18 protein-coding genes are annotated in these 19366 nt (G+C 64.1%); 10 read left to right on the top strand and 8 right to left on the bottom strand.

What is annotated here, in order from left to right; genetic code table 11:
- Window positions 1-10: 10 nt before the first annotated feature.
- A complete protein-coding gene (locus NED97_RS06315; RefSeq protein ID WP_252489869.1) occupies window positions 11-2092 on the bottom strand; it encodes an LVIVD repeat-containing protein in 2082 nt (693 codons plus the stop codon).
- A gap of 188 nt (window positions 2093-2280) precedes the next feature.
- On the opposite strand from NED97_RS06315, the gene NED97_RS06310 reads away from it, so the two are divergent.
- The 3 genes from NED97_RS06310 (at window position 2281) to NED97_RS06300 (ending at window position 4530) form a co-directional block, all read left to right on the top strand.
- The gene (locus NED97_RS06310) at window positions 2281-2871 is read left to right on the top strand and encodes a DNA-3-methyladenine glycosylase family protein (protein WP_252489868.1); all 591 of its coding nucleotides are present in this window, start codon (window positions 2281-2283) and stop codon (window positions 2869-2871) included.
- A gap of 181 nt (window positions 2872-3052) precedes the next feature.
- Window positions 3053-4351 carry a hypothetical protein gene (locus NED97_RS06305; RefSeq protein ID WP_252489867.1) on the top strand — a complete coding sequence of 433 codons (1299 nt, stop codon included), beginning with the start codon at window positions 3053-3055 and terminating at the stop codon, window positions 4349-4351.
- Window positions 4348-4530 (top strand): hypothetical protein, encoded by a 183-nt coding sequence (locus NED97_RS06300; protein WP_252489866.1) that lies wholly within the window; start codon window positions 4348-4350, stop codon window positions 4528-4530. The genes NED97_RS06305 and NED97_RS06300 overlap by 4 nt, the downstream gene beginning before the upstream one ends.
- A 13-nt stretch (window positions 4531-4543) precedes the next feature.
- Here the strand turns inward: NED97_RS06300 and katG are convergent, their stop codons facing one another.
- From katG to NED97_RS06275, 5 genes are all read right to left on the bottom strand, one after another.
- Window positions 4544-6721: a catalase/peroxidase HPI gene (katG, locus tag NED97_RS06295; RefSeq protein ID WP_252489865.1), complete on the bottom strand. Its 2178-nt coding sequence runs from the start codon at window positions 6719-6721 to the stop codon at window positions 4544-4546.
- Window positions 6722-6864: 143 nt separating this feature from the next.
- Window positions 6865-7041, bottom strand: coding sequence for a catalase (locus NED97_RS06290; RefSeq protein ID WP_252489864.1), 177 nt, complete (start codon window positions 7039-7041; stop codon window positions 6865-6867).
- A 147-nt stretch (window positions 7042-7188) separates the two neighbouring features.
- Window positions 7189-8532: a RimK family alpha-L-glutamate ligase gene (locus tag NED97_RS06285; RefSeq protein WP_252489863.1), complete on the bottom strand. Its 1344-nt coding sequence runs from the start codon at window positions 8530-8532 to the stop codon at window positions 7189-7191.
- 70 nt (window positions 8533-8602) lie between these two features.
- Window positions 8603-10072, bottom strand: a complete 1470-nt coding sequence (locus tag NED97_RS06280; RefSeq protein WP_252489862.1) for an oligosaccharide flippase family protein — start codon at window positions 10070-10072, stop codon at window positions 8603-8605.
- A 427-nt stretch (window positions 10073-10499) separates the two neighbouring features.
- Window positions 10500-11252, bottom strand: coding sequence for a GNAT family N-acetyltransferase (locus tag NED97_RS06275; RefSeq protein ID WP_252489861.1), 753 nt, complete (start codon window positions 11250-11252; stop codon window positions 10500-10502).
- Between the two features lie 138 nt (window positions 11253-11390).
- Between NED97_RS06275 and NED97_RS06270 the strand changes: the two genes are divergently transcribed.
- The 6 genes from NED97_RS06270 (at window position 11391) to NED97_RS06240 (ending at window position 17815) form a co-directional block, all read left to right on the top strand.
- Window positions 11391-12482 carry a succinylglutamate desuccinylase/aspartoacylase family protein gene (locus NED97_RS06270; protein ID WP_382206114.1) on the top strand — a complete coding sequence of 364 codons (1092 nt, stop codon included), beginning with the start codon at window positions 11391-11393 and terminating at the stop codon, window positions 12480-12482.
- 116 nt (window positions 12483-12598) lie between these two features.
- A complete protein-coding gene (gene sdhC, locus NED97_RS06265) occupies window positions 12599-13027 on the top strand; it encodes a succinate dehydrogenase, cytochrome b556 subunit (protein ID WP_252489860.1) in 429 nt (142 codons plus the stop codon).
- On the top strand, window positions 13027-13392 hold the full coding sequence (locus NED97_RS06260) for a succinate dehydrogenase hydrophobic membrane anchor subunit (protein WP_252489859.1): 366 nt from the start codon (window positions 13027-13029) through the stop codon (window positions 13390-13392). Before sdhC ends, NED97_RS06260 begins: the two co-directional genes overlap by 1 nt.
- 1 nt (window position 13393) lies before the next feature.
- Window positions 13394-14278, top strand: a complete 885-nt coding sequence (locus tag NED97_RS06255) for a succinate dehydrogenase/fumarate reductase iron-sulfur subunit (protein ID WP_252489858.1) — start codon at window positions 13394-13396, stop codon at window positions 14276-14278.
- A gap of 1 nt (window position 14279) precedes the next feature.
- Window positions 14280-16118 carry an FAD-binding protein gene (locus NED97_RS06250; protein ID WP_252489857.1) on the top strand — a complete coding sequence of 613 codons (1839 nt, stop codon included), beginning with the start codon at window positions 14280-14282 and terminating at the stop codon, window positions 16116-16118.
- A gap of 392 nt (window positions 16119-16510) precedes the next feature.
- The gene (locus tag NED97_RS06240) at window positions 16511-17815 is read left to right on the top strand and encodes a 5'-deoxyadenosine deaminase (RefSeq protein WP_252489856.1); all 1305 of its coding nucleotides are present in this window, start codon (window positions 16511-16513) and stop codon (window positions 17813-17815) included.
- A 24-nt stretch (window positions 17816-17839) separates the two neighbouring features.
- Here NED97_RS06240 and NED97_RS06235 read toward each other — a convergent pair whose 3' ends face one another.
- On the bottom strand, window positions 17840-18034 hold the full coding sequence (locus NED97_RS06235; protein WP_252489855.1) for a XapX domain-containing protein: 195 nt from the start codon (window positions 18032-18034) through the stop codon (window positions 17840-17842).
- A 176-nt stretch (window positions 18035-18210) separates the two neighbouring features.
- Between NED97_RS06235 and NED97_RS06230 the strand changes: the two genes are divergently transcribed.
- Window positions 18211-18435 (top strand): helix-turn-helix domain-containing protein, encoded by a 225-nt coding sequence (locus NED97_RS06230; RefSeq protein ID WP_252489854.1) that lies wholly within the window; start codon window positions 18211-18213, stop codon window positions 18433-18435.
- A gap of 48 nt (window positions 18436-18483) precedes the next feature.
- Here the strand turns inward: NED97_RS06230 and NED97_RS06225 are convergent, their stop codons facing one another.
- Window positions 18484-19299, bottom strand: a complete 816-nt coding sequence (locus tag NED97_RS06225; RefSeq protein ID WP_252489853.1) for an HD domain-containing protein — start codon at window positions 19297-19299, stop codon at window positions 18484-18486.
- Window positions 19300-19366 lie beyond the last annotated feature (67 nt).

Raw genomic sequence — 19366 nt, 5'->3', positions numbered from 1 at the left:
CCGAGTTCGGTCAGAGATCGAGTCCGACGACGGTCTTCGTGACGGTCTCGCCGTTCTCCTTGCGCCAGCAGAAGTTGTTGACGCTGACGCCGCCGCCGTACTCGCCCGCGGCATCGGGGCGAGCGTACTCGACCGGACCGACCGTGTAGGAGCCGGTCTCGGCTAACTCGGACGGGACCTCGACGAAGTACCGAACCGTACCCGATTCGACCGTCTCGTCGGCGGTGACGACCTTGCGATCGCCGCCGCTGATCTCGTCGACCGTCACGTCGCCGCCGACGACCTCCCAGTCGCCCGGGATGCGGTCCCGGACTTGAACGGGTTCGTCGCTGTCGACGTGAATCCGAACCTGGCTGGTCTGGCCCGCCGTGAACAGCGAGGCGTCGGCCTCGCGTTCGACCGCGGCGTCGACCGGCGTGTCCTCGCCGACCGCGACGTCCTCGTGTGCGATGGCCTGTGGCCCCTCGTTGATCCCGCTCGAGAACGTGACGCCGTTGCGGATGACCGCGGACCAGTGGAACGGCGTTCCCGTCGACAGCGCCTCGAGCGACGCGTCCTCGGGGATATCCGCGCCGACGCGGCTGTGGCCGGCCGACTCGAGGTCGAAGCCGTCGGTGATTTCCAGGAACCGCGTCCCGGCGTGGTAGTGTCCCGCCACGACTGTTCCGTCGGCGTCGATGTCGAGGTTGTGGGAGCTCAGGTTGAAGTCGTCGAACCCCTCGTACTCGCGGTCGTCGTCTGCGGCCTCTTCCTCGAAACTGGGCGTCTCGTCGAACGTCTGGTCCGTCGACTCGAAGAGAATCCAGTAATCCAGTTCCGTCCGTCCGTTGTCCTCGTACGTCTCGAAGGCCGTTCGAGTCGCGGGCTCGACGCCGTCCTCTCGCAGCGTCGACGAGGCGCCCAGATAGACCGGATCGTCGCGCTCGCCGGCGAGCACGTCGTCGATCGGATCCGCGTCGACGAGGTAGTAGTGGCCGCTCTCCCCCTCGTTTCGGACGTAGCCGCCGTCCTCGTGGCTCGAGGGGTTCTCGTGGCCGGCAACGAACACGCGCTTGCCGTTCTGAAGCGTCGGCGCCGGCACCGAGTGGTGGGCGCGGTCCTGCTCGAAGACGCCGAGTTCTTCGATGGCCGTCGGATCGCTCACGTCGAGCAGGCGCGTCCCCGCGTTCCAGTTCGCGAGGTAGGCGACGGGCGTTCCGAACCGCGGATCGTCCTGAACGACGATGTCGTGAGCGTAGGCCTCGCCGCCGTCCGTGTCGGTTTCCGTTTCGGGTTCGGCCAACTCCGCGGAGTAGTTCCACCAGTTGACGTGGTCGAGCGTTCCGGCCTCCCGATCGAACTCGAAGACGTTGATCCCGCCCGTCACGCCGTCCTCGCCGTGGGTCGTGAAGACGTACTCGGTCCCGCCGATCTGGTGGTACCAGGCGTTGTGCGGTCCGAGCGTCCACACCGACAGCGACGTCTGCGTGACGAGCCCGGGATTGCCGGGATCGGAGATGTCGACGACCTCGAGCGCCGCCGCGTCCGCGCCGCCGCTGTCGGCATCGTCGTCGGCGAGGGCGAGTTCGGTCTCGTCGAACAGCGCGGTAAACGGCTGCTTCGAGATGAAGGCGTACCGGCCGTCGTCGGAGAGCTTGACGTCCATGCAGGCGGCCCCGTCGTTCTCGTTGCCGAAAAACGAGAGCACGGTGAGCTCGGCCGACTCGAGCCGCTCGCGGCTCTCGGCGCGCGTGAACTGACCGATATCGAGAATCGCCATACCGCGGCCCGGCGTCTCGTCGCGCGAGGAGAACGCCGAGATGACCGCGATATCGTCGTGAACTCGAAGCTCGCTGAGTCCGCCGTAGTGGGGGTCGTCGGGGGAACCGGAGAGCGACGCCGAACCGATCCCGCCGAGGCTGTGATAGCCGACGACGTCGGTGTGTTCCGCGGCGTCAGCGCGGTTTCCGTCGAACTGGTCGCCGAGACCGCCGTCCGTCGTGTACTTGTGACCGCTCGCGACGCCGCCGACGGTTGCGATTCCCAGCGCGCCCGCGGCAGCCTTCAGCACCGCACGTCTCGTCGATCCTGTTAGTGAGTCATCGGTGAACATACGAATGGCCTGAACCTCGTTACCAGTGACTGCTTATAGAATGTTTTGACAAATATATCCAATTATTATGTAATAATACCACTAGTACGGTCGTCACGTCGCTCGAGCGCGTTCCCCGCCAGCCGCTATCTTCCCAACCGAGACGCATATCCGTTCTCGGAACCGTAACCGTGTATCCACAACTGCGCATGTTAGAAGAGGCACACCCCGTCCTCCGTCGGGACCCCGTAATGGCGGACCTCGTCGAGCGACACGATCCCTACGTCGAACCGAACTGGAACGAGTACGAGCGACTCTGCATCTCGATCATCAACCAGCAGCTCTCGACCGCGAGCGCGGCGGCCGTCCGCGAGCGGGTGTTCCACCTCCTCGAGGACGACGTGACGCCGGAGACCGTACTGGCCGCGAACGAGGCGGCGCTCCGTGAGGCGGGGCTCTCTCGAAGCAAGGTTGAGTACGTACGGAACGCCGCGAGGGCCTTCCAGCGGAACGATTACACCCGAGAAGGGTTGGCCGAACACTCCAACGAGGAGGTGATCGACGCCCTCACCGAAATCAAGGGTATCGGCGCGTGGACGGCGCGCATGTACCTCCTGTTCGTTCTCGAGCGGCCCGACGTGCTCCCCCTCGGCGACCTCGCCGTTCGTCGCGGCATCGAGGCGCTGTACGGGAACGGCGAGGAGCTGACCCGCGGGGAGATGCGCGAGATCGCCGAACCGTGGCGACCGTATCGAAGCGTCGCGACGCGGTACGTCTGGGCCGAATACGAATCGGAGTGAACCTGTCCACCGGTAATCGATCACTGTGACTCATCGAGCCGCGAAACGATCACCACCGGAACCGGACAACCGTCGATTACGACCCCGCCACTGCAGGCCCCCTCCGGGGTCGGAAGAAAGGAAAGACTGATCGACAAGACGACCACGCTGACTAAAGTACAGACTGGTTCTACCGCCCCCGATGGCAAACGATACACCCCACGACGCGCCCGACGAACGGCGAATGACGACCGATCCCGAACGAATCAGAGAGTGGGCCGAAGCCCACGACGCCGTCCCCGTTTCGATTCGCGGCGGCGAAGGTCACGGTCACTCGTTCGCTCACCGAGACGAACTCGGGAGCGACCACGAAGAGTACACCTGGGACGAGTTCACCGAAACGTTCGAGAACGAGGATCTGGTGTTCGTCTACCACGAAGAAGAGACGGCGGGCGAAGGCGAGGGCCTGGGCTTCTTCGAACTCGTCGAGCGCGATCGGGCGTTCGAACGGGCCGACCTCGGCCGGGACGAATTCGAGGATTCGCTGCGGCGGGGCGAGACCGTGACGACCGAGATCGTCGAGACGCAGGTCGTCGAGACGGAGGTCGTCGAACGGGACACGATCGAGAGCGAAGTGATCGAGTCGGACGTCGTCGAACGGGAGATCGTCGACTCCGAACTGCTGCGCCGGGACGTCGTCGAGACCGAGTTCCTGGACGACGAGACCATCGAAGTACTCGTCGACGAGAGCCGTCTGGACACGATCGAGGAGATCGAACGCTACACCGTCGAGAGTCGCGTGGTCGACGTCGACGTCGAACAGCACGGCGAACTCGAGAGCGACACGATCCAGACGAACATCGAACTCGAGAGCGTCCAGCGGTCGATCCTCGAGAGCGACGTCGTCCGCGCAGACGTCACGCCCGACGAGGTCCTCGAACAGGAGGTCATCCGGAGCAACCGCGCCGAAGGTGACGCCGTCCGGAGCGAACTCATCGAGCGGCGAACGCTCGAGGAGGAGATCGACGAAGAGCGGCGGCTGCGGTTCGTCCTCGAGGAAACCGAACTGGTCTCATCCGAGGTGATCGGCAGTGATCTGCTCGAGGGTGAGATCATCGACGTCGAGGAGTACTCGGAGACGATGGCCGCCGGGGCTGCTGAATCGGATATGGATGTGGCTGCCGGAGGCACTGAATCGGAGATGGAGACGGCCGGAGCGGAAGGCATGGCCGATACCGAATCGGAACCGCCGGCAGGCGAGCCGGCGATCGAACTCTCGAAGGACGACCAGGGGAAAGACGTCGTCGACGAACGCGGCGAGACGGTCGGCATCGTCGCGGAGGTCGAGGGGCAGACGGCGTACATCGATCCTCAGCCCGGATTGACCGACCGGCTCAAGGCCCGGCTGGACTGGGGCGGCCACGGTGACGACAACTACCCGATCGAACCGGCGCAGATATCGGAGGTCACGGACGACGAGATCGTCCTCCGTGGCGAGTGACCGCTTGTAGAGCGGACGGCCTATCGCGGATTGAACGAACGCGAAGAAATCGAACGGCGGCCCTCGAGGTTCGAGGCCGGACCGCGAGCGCGTTACTCGACGAGGTCGGCGACGACGTCGGCGTCGGGGATCTCGTCCTCGACGGCCAGCAGTTCGTCGTCGACGGTCACCGATTCTGACGTTCTGCTACGCTTACTCGAGATCGAAGCGGTCGAGCGTCATCACTTTGCTCCACGTATCGGCGAAGTCGTGAACGAACTTCTCCTCGTTCTCGTCGGATGCGTAGACTTCCGCGATGGCCCGAAGCCGCGCGTTCGAACCGAAGACGAGATCCACGCGGGTCCCCGTCCACTCGACTTCGCCCGTTTCGCGGTCGCGCAGCTCGTAGATCTCCTGAGCTTCCGAGGACGCTTCCTGCTCCATGATGTCCCTGGACTCCTCGGAGCTCTCCCACTCGTACTCCATGTCGAGCAGGTTCACGAAGAAGTCGTTGGTCAACGTCTCCGGCTGGTCGGTGAAGACGCCGAGGTCGGTATCCTTGTAGTTGGCCTTCAGCGCGCGCATGCCGCCGACCAGAGCCGTCATCTCGGAAGCCGTCAGGTCCAGGAGGTCGGCCCTGTCGACCAGGAGCTCCTCCTCCGAGCGGTCGCTCTCGAGCCCGAGGTAGTTGCGGAAGCCGTCGGCTTCCGGCTCGAGGGCCTCGAAGGATTCGACGTCGGTCTGTTCCTGGGTAGCGTCGGTGCGGCCCGGTTCGAACGGAACCTCCACGTCGTACCCGGCGTCCGCCGCAGCCTTCTCGACGGCCGCGTTGCCGCCCAGGACGATCAGATCGGCGAGCGAGACTCGCACGTCATCGGATCGGGAGCCGTTGAACTCCTCCCGGATCTCCTCGAGGGTCGAAAGCACCGTCTCCAGTTGCTCCGGCTCGTTTACGTCCCAGCTCTTCTGCGGTTCGAGGCGAAGGCGGGCGCCGTTCGCTCCGCCGCGCTTGTCGCTGTCGCGGTACGTCGATGCCGCCGCCCAGGCGCTCTTGACCAGCTGGGAGACGGACAGCTCCGAAGCGAGGATTTCTTCTTTGAGCTCGGCGATCTCTTCGTCCCCGATCAGTTCGTAGTCGGCGTCGGGGATGGGGTCCTGCCACAGCATCTCCTCGTCCGGAACCTCCGGGCCGCGGAACCGGATCGGCGGGCCCATGTCACGGTGGATTAGCTTGTACCACGCCTTCGCGAAGGCTTCCTGGAACTCGCGCGGGTTCTCCTGGAAGCGCTCGATGATCTCCCGGTACTCCGGATCCCGCTTCAGGGCGACGTCCGTCGTCAGCATCATCACGTCTTCCTTCTCCGACGAGCCCTCGGTACTCGGTGCGACGCCATCGAGCGCGTCGTCCGTCGTGGTCCACTGCCACGCGCCGCCGGGACCCTCTTCGCGCTCCCACTCGTGGTCGAGCAGGTTGTCGAGGTAGCTCGTGTCCCACATCGTCGGCGTGGCGTTCCACGGCCCCTCGATTCCGCTGGTGATCGCATCGGAACCCTTCCCGGAGCCGTGGCTGCTCTCCCAGCCGAGGCCCTGCTGGTCGATGGGGGCCGCCTCGGGCTCGGGACCCATGTGCTCGTCGGGGTCGTCGGCGCCGTGGACCTTCCCGAAAGTGTGTCCGCCGGCGATGAGCGCGGCCGTCTCCTCGTCGTTCATGGCCATCCGGCCGAACGACTCCCGAATCCGTTCCGCCGACCACTCCGGATCCGGCTCACCGTTCGGGCCCTCCGGATTCACGTAGATGAGGCCCATCACGGTGGCGGCGAGGGGTTCGTCGAGTTCGTCGTCCTCGTCGAAGCGCTCGGAGGCTTCCCACTCGGTTTCGGGCCCCCAGTCGACGGCTTCGTCGGGCTCGAACTCGTCCTCGCGTCCACCGGCGAAGCCGAACGTCTCGAATCCCATCGACTCGAGGGCGACGTTCCCGGCCAGGACGATCAGGTCGGCCCACGAGAGTTTGTCGCCGTACTTCTGTTTGACCGGCCAGAGCACTCGGCGAGCCTTGTCGAGGTTCGCGTTGTCCGGCCAGCTGTTGAGGGGCGCAAAGCGTTGCGTGCCGCCGGTCGCGCCGCCGCGACCGTCACTGGTGCGGTACGTGCCGGCGCTGTGCCACGCCATCCGAATGAACAGCGGCCCGTAGTGGCCGTAGTCCGCCGGCCACCACTCCTGGGACGTCGTCATCACGTCTTCGATGTCCGCCTTCAGCTCGTCGAGGTCGAGTTTCTCGAACTCTTCACCGTAGTCGAACTCCTCGTCCATCGGACCGACTTCGCAGGCGTTCTGGTCGAGGATCTTCAAGTTCAACTGATTCGGCCACCAATCTTGTTCTGACCCGTTCATCATCGGACAATTGCTGCTTTCGCATGTTAAGATTGTCTATTTCGGAATGAAGTCTTCGATACAGCCCAAGAAATATTTCGAAGCCGAGAACTTTTGTCAGTGATGTATTCTCGCTCCGTATTCAGCGTGGCTGCTGAAACCTGTCACAGCCCGAGGGTTTCCACGAGGCCAGGTCGGTCTCCTTGCCCTCCTCGGAGAACATCTCGGCGGTCGTGTGCTTCGAGGGCTCGTCGTTCGTGCAGGTGAAGGTCCCGTACGCGCCGACCGCCCTTCGCGTGGCCGACCCCCTCCGGGATGCGCTCCCGGTTGAACTGGGCCATCTTCTCGAGATAGTTTCCGTACCGAAAAACGACGTTGCAGATCGAGTCCGGGGTGGGTTTGCGGCGATTGGAAGCGATCGAACGAGGGCAATCAGTACCGATCGGCAGCCGGTGATCGTCGCGCGACAGTCTCGACCGAACCCTCGATTACTCCTCTTCTTCGGGGGTGTCGGGTGTGTCCGCATCCGATCGTCGGCTCACGTCGACCTGGTAGTTCTTGAGGATATCTCGGCCAAGGATGACCGGGTAGTCCATGTGGCTGCGGTCCTCGACGCTCGCGGTGACCGTGTGCTGGTTGCCGCCGACCCCGACGACGACGTCGACGACGGGACGGCTCTTCGCGGTCTTGCTACTGCCGGATCGGATTCGCGTGATGGATTTGATCGGCCCGGCGCCGATGTCGGCCGCGAGACCGGTGTCGATGCTCGTCCGCGTCGCACCCGTGTCCGATTTTGCCAGCACGGATTTCGAGCCGCTGGTTCCCGAGAGAACCACTTCCTCGGTGTAGCCGATCACGGACGGTTCCGTCTCCGGCGACGTCGCCTCTATGGGCTGGGCCATCGGCCGGGAGTCGTCGAGAACGTTCGAGAGGTCGTGAACGCGCTCCTCGTCGACCTCACCGCCGGCGCGTTCGATCGCGAGTTTGGCGATGTACGGCGCCGGACTGATCTGGGTCGCCTGGTAGAGCCCCTTGAATCCCGCCGTCGGATTGACCTCGAGGACGAACCAGCCTTCGTCGCCCTCGACGAGGTCGACGCCGGCGTAGTCGAGACCGATCGCCTCGGACGCACGACGGGCCATCTGCCGGGCTTCTTCGGGGAGGTCGTCGGTCGCATCCTCGACGGAGCCGCCGAGCGCGACGTTGGTTCGCCAGTCGTTATCGGGCGCGTAGCGGTACATCGCGCCGATGACTTCGTCGTCGACGACGTAGACGCGGACGTCGCGGTGGCGAGCGTCGTCGCGGTCGATGAGTTCCTGCAGGAACGCGTATCGGTTCCCCACCTTCGCGTTGATCGGATCGTCGGCACCGACCTTCCACGTTCCGCCGCCGTGGGTCCCGATCGCCGTCTTGTAGACCGCTTCCTCGCCGTACTGACCGCGCGCGGCGTTGAGTTGGTCGCTGTTGAGCGCGAGGGTGACGTCGGGAGTCCGGACGTCGTTCGCCGCGAGCGTCGTCGCCGTCGAGAGCTTGTGGATCGCCGTCAGTACCGTGGACGGCTCGTTGAGCATCGGAATGAGCTGTGAGAACGTGTTCGCGAGCCCGAGTTCCTCGGCGGGCTGTTCGGTGTTCGACAGCAGCATCCGGTTTGCGATCACGTCGACCGACGGCTCGATGGAGACGCTCCCGCCGGTGACGCTGATCGACGTATTCTCCGCTCGAAGCCACTCCGTATCGTGTCCCAGCGCGTCGACGGCGTTGAGTATCGCCTTCGTTTCCTTGCTGGTGTGGAGGCTCAACACCCCGACGGTGACGGGTTCGGTAACGGCCATATCTCCTAGACACGAACGGTGTTGATAAGCGTTCATAGGCGACTGCAACCGACAAAACGCGCGGCCCGGTTCACGTGATCACCGACCGGACCTCCTGGACGTCGATCATTCCGGTCGTGACGGCGAGGACGGACCACGTGAGCACGCCGATCGCGACGGCGCCGACGAGCATCACGAAACTCGAGATCAACGGCGTGACGAGCAGTACGGCGACGGCCATCACGCCCGTAATCGCACAGATGCATCCGACCGTCCGCACGAGCCGCTCGAGTCGCAGGGAGAGTTCGCTGTGGACGATGTACAGGTTCACCGCGACGTAGACGGTGTGGGTGGCGACCGTCGCCGCGGCGGCACCGACGACGCCGAACGTCGGGATCAGTACGAGATTCAGCCCGAAGTTCGCCACCGACGTCCCTCCTTTCGCGATCGCACGGGACCTCGCGCGGCCGAGGTAGTCCAGGCTGTCGCTCGTCAGGTTCGTGATCGCCTGCAGGATGATGAATCCTGCGAGGATCTGCAGAACGGGGACCGCACCCGCGTAGTTGCTCCCGAAGACCATCGTTATGAACGGGTCGGCAACGATCACGAGGCCGACCGTCGCAGGAATGTAGAGCAGGAGGACGTTCGTCAGCGAGGCCTCGTAGATCTGGCGCGCCTCCTCGAGTTGTCCGGCCGCCTTCTGCTCGCCGAAGTTCGGGGAGATCGTAAAACCGAGCGACTCGGCGGGCGCGAGCACGAAGTCGGTGATCTGCTTGCCGACCGTGTAGAACGCGACCGCCGCGGGGGTCAGAAAGATGCCGACCAGCACGACGTCGATCCGCTTGTCGATCACGTTCGCGCTCCGGGTGGCCGTCAGCGGGATGCTGTACTCGACGAGGCGACGCGAGAGTCCGGACTCGTACTCGTCTGCGGGTTCGTGCTTGGTGTAGAACTCGAGGTAGAGGATCGTCAGCCCGACGACGGCGGCGATGGTGTAGCCGACGATGTAGCCGAAGAGAGCGCCGAGTGCGCCCATGCCGAGAAGGACGAACGCGATGGCGAACACCAGGCGAGCGAAGCCGCTGATCGCCTGAATGATCGCGCTGTAGCCGAGGTTGTTGAACCCCTGGAACGCGATCTGTGAGAAGCCGCTAAACGAGAAAGCGACGATGTAGAGCGCGCCCGCCGCGAGAAACGGGGCTACTTCCGGGTCGCCGAGAACGGTGGCGAGCCACTCGTGAGAGAGCAGGAGCGCGGACGTGACCACCGTGAGAAGGACGATCTTAATCGCAACCGCCGATCTAATCAGGTGCGGAATCTGGCCCGGATCCTTCTCCCGATACTCTGAGAAGTACCGCGCCGCGGACTTGCCCAGTCCGAGGTCTGCGACCAGCTGGACGACCGCGAGGATGCCGATCGCCCAGTAGAGCGCGCCGTAGCCGTCCGGATCGAGGAGATATCGCGCCAGGACCAGCATGAGCAGCGCGCTCGAGAGCATGTAGATCGCTCGCGCGACCAGCGTTGCCTTGAAACCGCGGATGATGTGAGACTGTCTGTTCATATGACTGGAGAGTACGGGTACGTCACTCACGCACTGCGACGGATACCGGCGGAGACCGGAACCTGATCGAAATCATGGAGCGAACGGGCAATTGTAATGCAGCGACAACTCTCGTAATGCAGCGACAACAGTCACAACGAGAATAGTAACGCCGGCCAACGGGCACGAGGCCGCCCGGTACGCGTCGAGTAACCGCTCGAGGAGAACGATCAGGGACGGGATTACCGGGTTTGCGGAGCGGATCGCGTGGCCGACGGACGACATCGCCGCTTCGCCGGTCTCACGGTGTCACATCCCGTTACGGCCGACCTACGACCCGGTTTGGTTCGGATACCGTACCCGACTCGTTCGCGAGAGTCCGCTCGAGACGGACTCGATGCGACACCGAAACGGGAGAACCGAACCGCTCTGTTTCGGGGCGAACCGCTCAGAGGTACGAGGAGTCCCATCGCGTCGCCTTGCGCCGGTTGCCGCAGGTATTGCACTCGATGCGACCCATGGAATCCATCGCGTTGTCGATCGAGTCACAGTTGCCGCAGAACCAACCGTAGCGGGAGGACTGATCCTCCGTCTCGTAGGCGCCGTAGAACGGCGCCTGCGAGCCGCGGACGGCTTCGCCGTAGCTGACGTAGACCGTTTCGTCGTCGACGTCGAGTTCGTCGATCGCGTTCCAGTCCTCGCCGCTTTCGATCTCGCTCTCGACGTAGACGTTCTCGATGAACGTCTCGTCGCCGATCTCGACCTCGCGCTGGTCGGCCTGCTCGAAGCCGTGTGCCGCGTAAAACTCGTTGCCGCCCTCGTTGTCCTCCAGGACGAAACACTGGACCTGGTCGGCGCTCTCCTCGAGGAGCTTCTCCCGGGTGCGAACGAGCAGTCGGACGCCGGTTCCGCTCCCCCGGTGGTCGGGATCGATGTGGAGCCACTGTAGCTGTCCGGTCTCGTACTGCTGGCCGACCAGTTCGCTCTGGGAGAATCCGACGATCTCGCCGTCGCGTTCGACGACAAGGATCAGCAAGTGGTCGTCGTCGAGATCGTCGGCGAACGCGTCCCCGTACCACTGGTCGATCGCGTTACTGATCGTCTCCTCGTCGAGGAAGTCGGTGTAAGTGGATGCGAGCGAATCGTGGGCGATCGAGCGAATGGTGTCGACGTCCGATTCGGTAGCTTCGCGAATTTCCATGCTCGATCGTACCATGCCCTCGTACAAAACGTATGCCCCGGAACCGAAAGTCACCCTATCGTTCGTTTGACTCGTTAGGGGGGTTCGAAACGATCGGCCAAGACAAAGATTCACGTTCGTGCCGACGAAAACTGGTGTATGAGCGGTGACGATGCGATGGTCGGTTCCTCGAGGGAGTCGTCCGACGCCGACGCGATGGACGACGCGTTCACGTACAACGGTGGACGAGTCGACCCCGGCGAATCGGCGAACATCCGATACGGAATCAGCGAGACGTACCTCGGCGACCCGGTCAGAATTCCGGTGACAATTATCAACGGAAGATACCCCGGCCCGACGGTCTTCCTCTCGGCGGCGGCTCACGGCGACGAACTCAACGGCATCGAGGTCGTTCGCGAAGTGGCACACGACTGGGACCACTCCGAACTCCACGGCACGCTGGTCTGCCTGCCCGTGATGAACGTTCCCGGATTTCTGGCCCAGGAGCGGTATCTCCCGATCTACGACCGGGACCTCAACCGATCGTTTCCCGGACGCGAGGGCTCGACGAGCGCCAGGCGGATGGCACACCGGATCTTCTCGAACTTCATCGAGCCCTGCGATCTCGGAGTCGACTTCCACACGTCGACGCGGGGGCGGACGAACATGCTCCACGTCCGGGCGAACATGGACGACTCCTCAGTCGCCCGACTCGCGAACGCGTTCAGTTCCCACGTCATCATCGCGGGCGAGGGACCCTCCGGGACCCTCCGGCGCGAGGCGACCGAGGCGGGCGTCCCGACCGTAACGGTCGAGATGGGAGAGGCCCACCGCTTCCAGCGGGGACTGATCGATCGCGCGCTCACCGGCGTCGCGAGCGTGCTCGCAGAGTTCGGCGTCCACCGCGACTCCGCGGTCCACTGGCCCGGCTGGCGCACCGTCATCTCGGCCGACGACGAGAAGACCTGGCTCCGGGCTGACGCCGGCGGCATCGTCGACATGAAGCGCGGTCGCGGCGGGCTCGTCAGAGAGGGAGAGGTGATCTGTACAATCACCAACCCGTTCAAGGAGAAAGACGATATCGTCACCGTCGAAGCGCCCTTTACCGGGCTTATCGTCGGCGTCCTCGAGAACCCGGTCGTCTACCCGGGGAACCCGCTCTGTCACCTCGTCGGACTCTCGGCGGATACGCGCACGGTGCTCGAGACCGAGCGGACGAAAACCGAGTCACAGTCGCAGCTTCGAATGTAGCCTCCCCTCGTCGACGAACCTGTTTCTGTATCGACAGTCGTCGCTCGAGAATACGGTAAGTGAACACGATAAAGGTAACTTCTATACCCTCACGGTCAAACCCTCCACATGAGCGTATGAGTCAGTCTTACAATCGCGGTCTCATCGAGGATTTCGGTCGCTGGAAGGAGTTCTCAGCCGGGATGTGGGCGTGGATCTTCCACAAGTTCACCGGGTGGATGCTGATCGGCTACCTGTTTACCCACATCGCCGTGCTGAGTACGGCAATCGGCGCAGCGAGCGGCGATGCAGCGCTGATCCAGCAGGAAACGGACGTGTACACGACGACGATTCAGGGACTCGAGTCGCTGTTCATCGTGCGGGTGCTCGAAGTCGGGTTGCTCGCCGTCGCCGTCTTCCACATTCTGAACGGCCTCCGACTGCTGATGGTCGATCTCGGCGTCGGACTCTCGGCGCAGGACAAGAGCTTCTACGCCTCGCTGGTGTTGACCGGCGTCATCACCGTCGCGAGCGTGCCGACCTTCATGGACGGGGTGGGTTTCTGATGGCAGAACGCTACTCCTCGTTCGCACCCGGCGGGACCGCGTGGCTGCTCCAGCGGATTACGGCGGCGTTTCTCGTCGTCGTTCTCGCCTTCCACTTCTTCCAGTTGCACTTCGTCAACCACGCCGCAGAAGTTACGTTCGCTGGGACACAAGAGCGGATGAGCACTATCGGATACTTCGTGACGATGGTGCTGTTCCTGATCGCCGGGGCGTTCCACGGCGTCAACGGCGTCTACAACGCCCTGGTCAACCAGGGTCTCGAGGGCACGCAGAAGAAGGTCGTGCTCTCGGTCCTGGTGCTCGCCGGCGCCGCACTCATCGCCCAGGGAATCTACGTCGCGATCGCGATGGCGGGGTGGACCTAATATGAGTACGCAACAAGAACAACCGCAAGAACCCGAATCACAGGAAGCACCGGAAGACCCCGAGATGCGGGGCGCGGAGTCGCCACAGGACAAGCGACTCAAGGAGAAAGAGCAGGGACTGGCCCAGGAGGAGACCGTCGACGAGTCCGACCTCGAGGGAAAGACGGTTCACATCAAGGTGTTCCGCTACGATCCCGAGGTCGAAGCCAAACAGGAACCTCGCTTCGACGACTTCCACGTCCCCTTCGAGAAGGGGATGACCGTCCTCGACGCGGTCATGTACGCCCGCGACGAGTTCGACTCCTCGCTGACGTTCCGCCACTCCTGCCGGCAGGCCGTCTGCGGCTCCGACGCCTTCTTCGTCAACGGGAGACAGCAACTCGGCTGCAAGACCCAGATCTCCGACCTCGAGCAGCCGATTCGGATCGAACCGCTGCCTCACCAGGAGGTGGTCAAGGACCTGGTCGTCGACATGGACCACTTCTACGACCAGATGCACGCGGTCGAGCCGTACTTCCAGCAGGAGGACCTCCCCGAGGGTGACCTCGAGGAGCAGCGCCAGTCGCGGGAGAACCGCGAGAAGGTCAAGATGTCCACGCGCTGTATCTGGTGTGCCGCGTGTATGTCCTCGTGTAACATCGCGGCGGGCGACAACGAGTATCTCGGCCCCGCGGCGATCAACAAGGCCTACCGGTTTGCGATGGACGAACGCGAGGACGAAGAGATCAAGGAGCACCGACTCCGCATCGTCGAGCAGGAACACGGCGTCTGGCGCTGCCAGACCCAGTTCTCCTGTACCGAGGTGTGTCCGAAGGACATCCCGCTCACCGAGCACATTCAGGAGCTCAAGCGGGAAGCGGTCAAGAAGAACCTGAAGTTCTGGTAACATGTACGAACACGACGTCATCGTAGTCGGCGCCGGCGGCGCCGGCCTTCGCGCCGCGATCGCAGCGCACGAGGCGGGAGCCGACACGGCTATCGTCTCGAAACTTCACCCGGTCCGCAGCCACACCGGCGCGGCCGAGGGTGGGATCAACGCCGCCCTCCAGGAGGGCGACGACTGGGAACTCCACGCTTACGACACGATGAAGGGGTCGGACTACCTGGCCGACGCCCCCGCCGTCGAAACGCTGGCCCAGGACGCCCCCGACGACACGATCACCCTCGAGCACTGGGGGATGCCGTTCTCTCGCGAGGAGGACGGCCGCGTCTCCCAGCGACCGTTCGGCGGCCTCTCCTACCCGCGGACGACCTACGCCGGAGCCGAAACCGGCCACCACCTGCTGCACGTGATGTACGAACAGGTCGTCAAGCGCGGCATCCAGGTCTACGACGAGTGGTACGTGATGAACCTCGTAACTGGCGACGAACCCGACCCGAACGACCGGGAGTGTGAGGGCGTCGTCGCCTACGACGTCCAGTCGGGCAAGGTTGAAGGGTTCAAGGCGAACCAGGGCGTCATCCTCGCGACCGGCGGTCCGGGCCAGGCGTTTGACCACACCACCAACGCCGTCTCCTGTACCGGCGACGGTCACGCGATGGCCTATCGTGCGGGCGCGCCGCTCGAGGACATGGAGTTCATCCAGTTCCACCCGACCTCGCTGCCATCCACCGGCGTTCTCATCTCGGAAGGTGTCCGCGGTGAGGGTGGCATCCTCTACAACGACGACGGCGAGCGATTCATGTTCGAGTACGGCTACGCGAACAACTCCGGCGAACTCGCCTCCCGCGACGTCGTCGCCCGCGCCGAACTCACCGAGGTCGGCGAGGGTCGGGGCGTCGAGGACGAGTACGTCCACCTCGACATGCGCCACCTCGGCGAGGACCGCATCCTCGACCGCCTCGAGAACATCCTCCACCTCGCGGAGGACTTCGAGGGCGTCGACGGACTCGTCGAACCGATGCCGGTCAAACCCGGCCAGCACTACGCGATGGGCGGGATCGACGTCGACGAGAACGGCCAGACCTGCATCAACGGCCTCTACGCCGCCGGCGAGTGCGCCTGCGTTTCGGTTCACGGCGGGAATCGCCTGGGCGGCAACGCCCTGCCCGAACTCATCGTCTTCGGAAAGCGCGCCGGCCGCCACGCCGCCGGCGAGGATCTCGGCGCGGCCGAGATCGAGACGGGCTACGGCGACGACGTCGAGGACGAGACCGAGACGGAACTGCCCGTGGCCCCCGGCGAGGCGGGCCTCGATAGTTCGGGCGGCGTCGCCGCCGACGGCGGAGTTGCAACAGAGGCTGAGGGACTGCTCGAGCGCGCCGTCGAGCAGGAACGGGCGCGCGTCGACCACCTGATGGACAAGGACGACGGCGTCCAGCACGCCGAGATCCGTGCGAAGCTTCAGAAGGCGATGACGGACTACGTCAACGTCTTCCGCACCGGCGACGGCATCAGGAAGGCGCTGAAGATCATCCGCGAGTGCCGCGAGGAGTACCAGGACGTCTACGTCGACGACCCCTCGCGCACGTTCAACACCGACCTCCAGCAGACCTACGAGACGCGCAACCTGATCGACGTCGCCGAGACGATCGCGCTCGGCGCGCTCGTGCGCAACGAGTTCCGCGGCGCTCACTGGCGCCAGGAGAACCAGGAGCGCGACGACGAGAACTGGCTCAAGCACACGCTCATCTCCTGGGACGACGGCGAGCCGTCGATCTTCTACCGGCCCGTGATCCTCGAGGGCGAGGACAAAACCTACGAGCCGAAGATCCGCAGCTACTGACCGTCGCGGGTCTTTTTCGACGGTATCGGCTGTTGACCGAGATCAGCAGGGCTATACGTCTCGTCCAGCGTGCCTCCACGTAGATGGGACTCGAGCGATTCGTTCGATCGAACCTCGTTCTCGTTCCGGCGCTCATCCTCGCCGGTTACCTGGTTGCCGACTAGCTGCCGTTGCTCGTGTTACCGCTCGGAGTGGGCTATCTCACGTTCGTCGCCCTCATCTGCCTCGCGTGGGGGACTCGCGAAAGCGTCGACGAAGTGGCGAGCGTCCTAACGCCTTCGGCCGGGTAGCCCGAAAGGGGCGCACGGCGACGGGAACCACCGGCTGCGTTCTCGACACCGTACGGAGGCATCCACAGAGATAAGGCATCGGACCGGCTATCGAGAGAAGGAATGTTGTTGTCGGGAACAGTCGTCGCCGACGCCGACACCGTCATCGGCGACGGTGCGGTCGTCGTCGAGGACGACGTGATCGTCGCCGTGGGGGACCGCTCGACGTGTCTCGAGGAGTATCCGGACCACGAGCGCCACTCGTGTGACCTGCTCGCGCCGGGATCGGTCGGCGCACACGTCCACTCGGTCCAGAGTCTCGGTCGCGGCATCGCCGACGACACCGAGTTGCTCGACTGGCTCTTCGAGTACGTCCTCCCGATGGAAGCGTCGCTCTCGGCCACCGAGATGCGCACCGCCGCCGAACTGGGCTACCTCGAGATGATCGAGAGCGGGACGACGACCTGTATCGATCACCTCTCGGTCGCCCACGCCGAGGAGGCGTTCGAGGCCGCCCGCGACCTCGGGATCCGCGGCCGACTCGGGAAGGTGATGATGGACAAGGACGCGCCGCCGGGACTGCTCGAGGACACCGACGAGGCGCTCGCCGAGAGCGAGCGACTCATCCGCGAGTACCACGGCGCGGCCGACGGTCGGATTCGGTACGCCGTGACGCCTCGCTTCGCCGTGAGCTGTACCGAGGAGTGTCTCCGCGGAACCAGAGAGCTCGCGGACGCCTACGACGGGGTGACGATTCACACCCACGCGAGCGAAAACCGCGGCGAGATCGAAACCGTCGAGAAGGAGACCGGCCGGCGGAACATTCACTGGCTCAACGAGGTCGGGCTGACGGGCGAGGACGTCGTCCTCGCCCACTGCGTCTGGACCGACGAATCCGAGCGCGAGGTGCTCGCGGAGACCGGTACCCACGTGACCTACTGCCCCTCCTCGAACATGAAACTCGCCAGCGGCGTCGCGCCGGTGCTCGACTACCTGGATCGGGGGATCAACGTCGCGCTGGGCAACGACGGCCCGCCGTGCAACAACACGCTCGATCCGTTCACGGAGATGCGCCAGGCCAGCCTGCTCCAGAAGGTCGACCGCCTCGAGCCCCAGGCGCTGCCGGCTCGGACGGTGTTCGAGATGGCGACTATCAACGGTGCCAGGGCGGCCGGCTTCGACCGCGTCGGCAAGCTTCGAGAGGGATGGAAGGCCGACATCGTCGGACTCGAGACCGATATCACCCGCGCGACGCCGATCCACGACGCGCTCTCGCACCTGACGTTCGTCGCCCACGGCGACGACGTCCGGTTCACGATGGTCGACGGCGAGGTGCTGCAGCGCGACGGCGAGGTCGTCGCCGCCGACGCCGAGTCGATCAGGTCACGCGCTCGCGAGTTCGCCGCCGAGCTGGATGTCAGTTCCTGACACGACCCCGTTCGACAGTCGACGTTAGAATCCGATCGACTCGAGGACGTCGAGACTGACGCCAGACATTTCGACGAGTTTGTAGCCGAGGTAGATCCCGACGATACCCATGAGCCCGGGGAGTTCGGGCGGTGCCGGGATCGGAACGTCGAACAGGGCGAAGAACGCGCCGGTGCACGCACCGGTTAGGAGACCGAGTGCGACGAGTTGGAGATTCATACCGATGAGACGGTGAGCGGCGACAAAAGCGCCCTGACTCGGAATGGGATCGCTCGAGACGCGGACTCACCGGATCTGTTCGCGTTGCTCCGTGCCGTTCTGGTCGGTATCGTGCTACGATTTTCGACAGGTGACGATACTCAGTTTTAATATCGTCGAACTACGGATGATGTAGTATGCAACTCGACGGGCAATCGAAACCGGACGTATCGTTACCCGACGATTTCGAATCAGCACAGGCGAAGCTGATCTACCTCTATCTTCACGTCCGATCGGAGTCGACCGCCGACGAGATCTGTACCGCACTCGACGTCGACAAGGGCGCGGTGCTCTCGATTACGCGGACCCTTCGCAGCCGCGGCCACCTCGAGCGAGTCGACGGTCGGTACAGGCTCTGCTGAGGCGTCGATTACGCTCGTACAGAGACGCGGGAAAACGGCGGATTCGCGCTAGAGTTCGATTCGTTCGACCAGCTGTTCGCGATTCTCGTTCGTGTTGACGGCGACGATGCGGATCTCGTCCTCGAGACCGGAGTCCTGGAGTTTGGCCTTCAGCAGGTTGTCGACCTGGTAGACGCCGGCGGCGTTGGTCATCGCGATCTCGACCATGACGGGACGCGAATCACCCTCGTGAAGCGAGACGCGGCTGATCGCCTGGCTCGAGAGCGTGTTGATTCCGCGGCCACCCTGCTCGTAGGGGATCCGCGATCGACCGCGCTCCATGTCGAGCGCGTCGGAGACCCGAATGACGCCCGCCTCGGTCGTCAGCGGAGTCTCGGCGGTATGATGGCAGAGGATCGCGTGGAGGACCTCGCCTCTCATCCGGACGGTGTCGGCGACGTCGTAGAACTCGGGGAGCACCCGGTCGAGAATATCGGCGGCCAGCGGAATCGAGTAGTAGGCGTGCTGGTCGCGGTGGACGACGTGGCCGACGTCGTGGAGGGTCGCCGCGAGCGCGACGATGACCGCCTCGTCGGCTTCCTCGAGGCCCTGCTGGCTGGCGCCGTTGAACTGAACGTTGCCCGCCTTCAGCAGATCGTACAGACAGAGTGCGCGGTTGCGAACGATCTCGATGTGTTTCTCGCCGTGATCGTTGTACCGCATCCGGTCGACGGCGTTGATGTTCTGGGCCTCGAGGTAGGTCTGAATCTCCTCGTCCTCCTCGATGAACTCGAGGACCTGGTTGAGCTTCTGATCGGGGAAATGATGGTCGGCATCAGGAACGTAGACGCGTCCGTCTCGATCGTCAGTCGCAGAATCGCTCATATCCGAACGTCGGCTCCGGGCTAAAAAAGCGCTGCGGGTACCGTGACAACTGAAACGATTCACGCAC

It is taken from the genome of Natronococcus sp. CG52 (genome assembly GCF_023913515.1).
GTDB lineage: Archaea > Halobacteriota > Halobacteria > Halobacteriales > Natrialbaceae > Natronococcus > Natronococcus zhouii.
The sequence above is the reverse complement of the archived record's forward strand: the minus strand, read 5'-3'. Positions and strand labels throughout refer to the sequence as shown.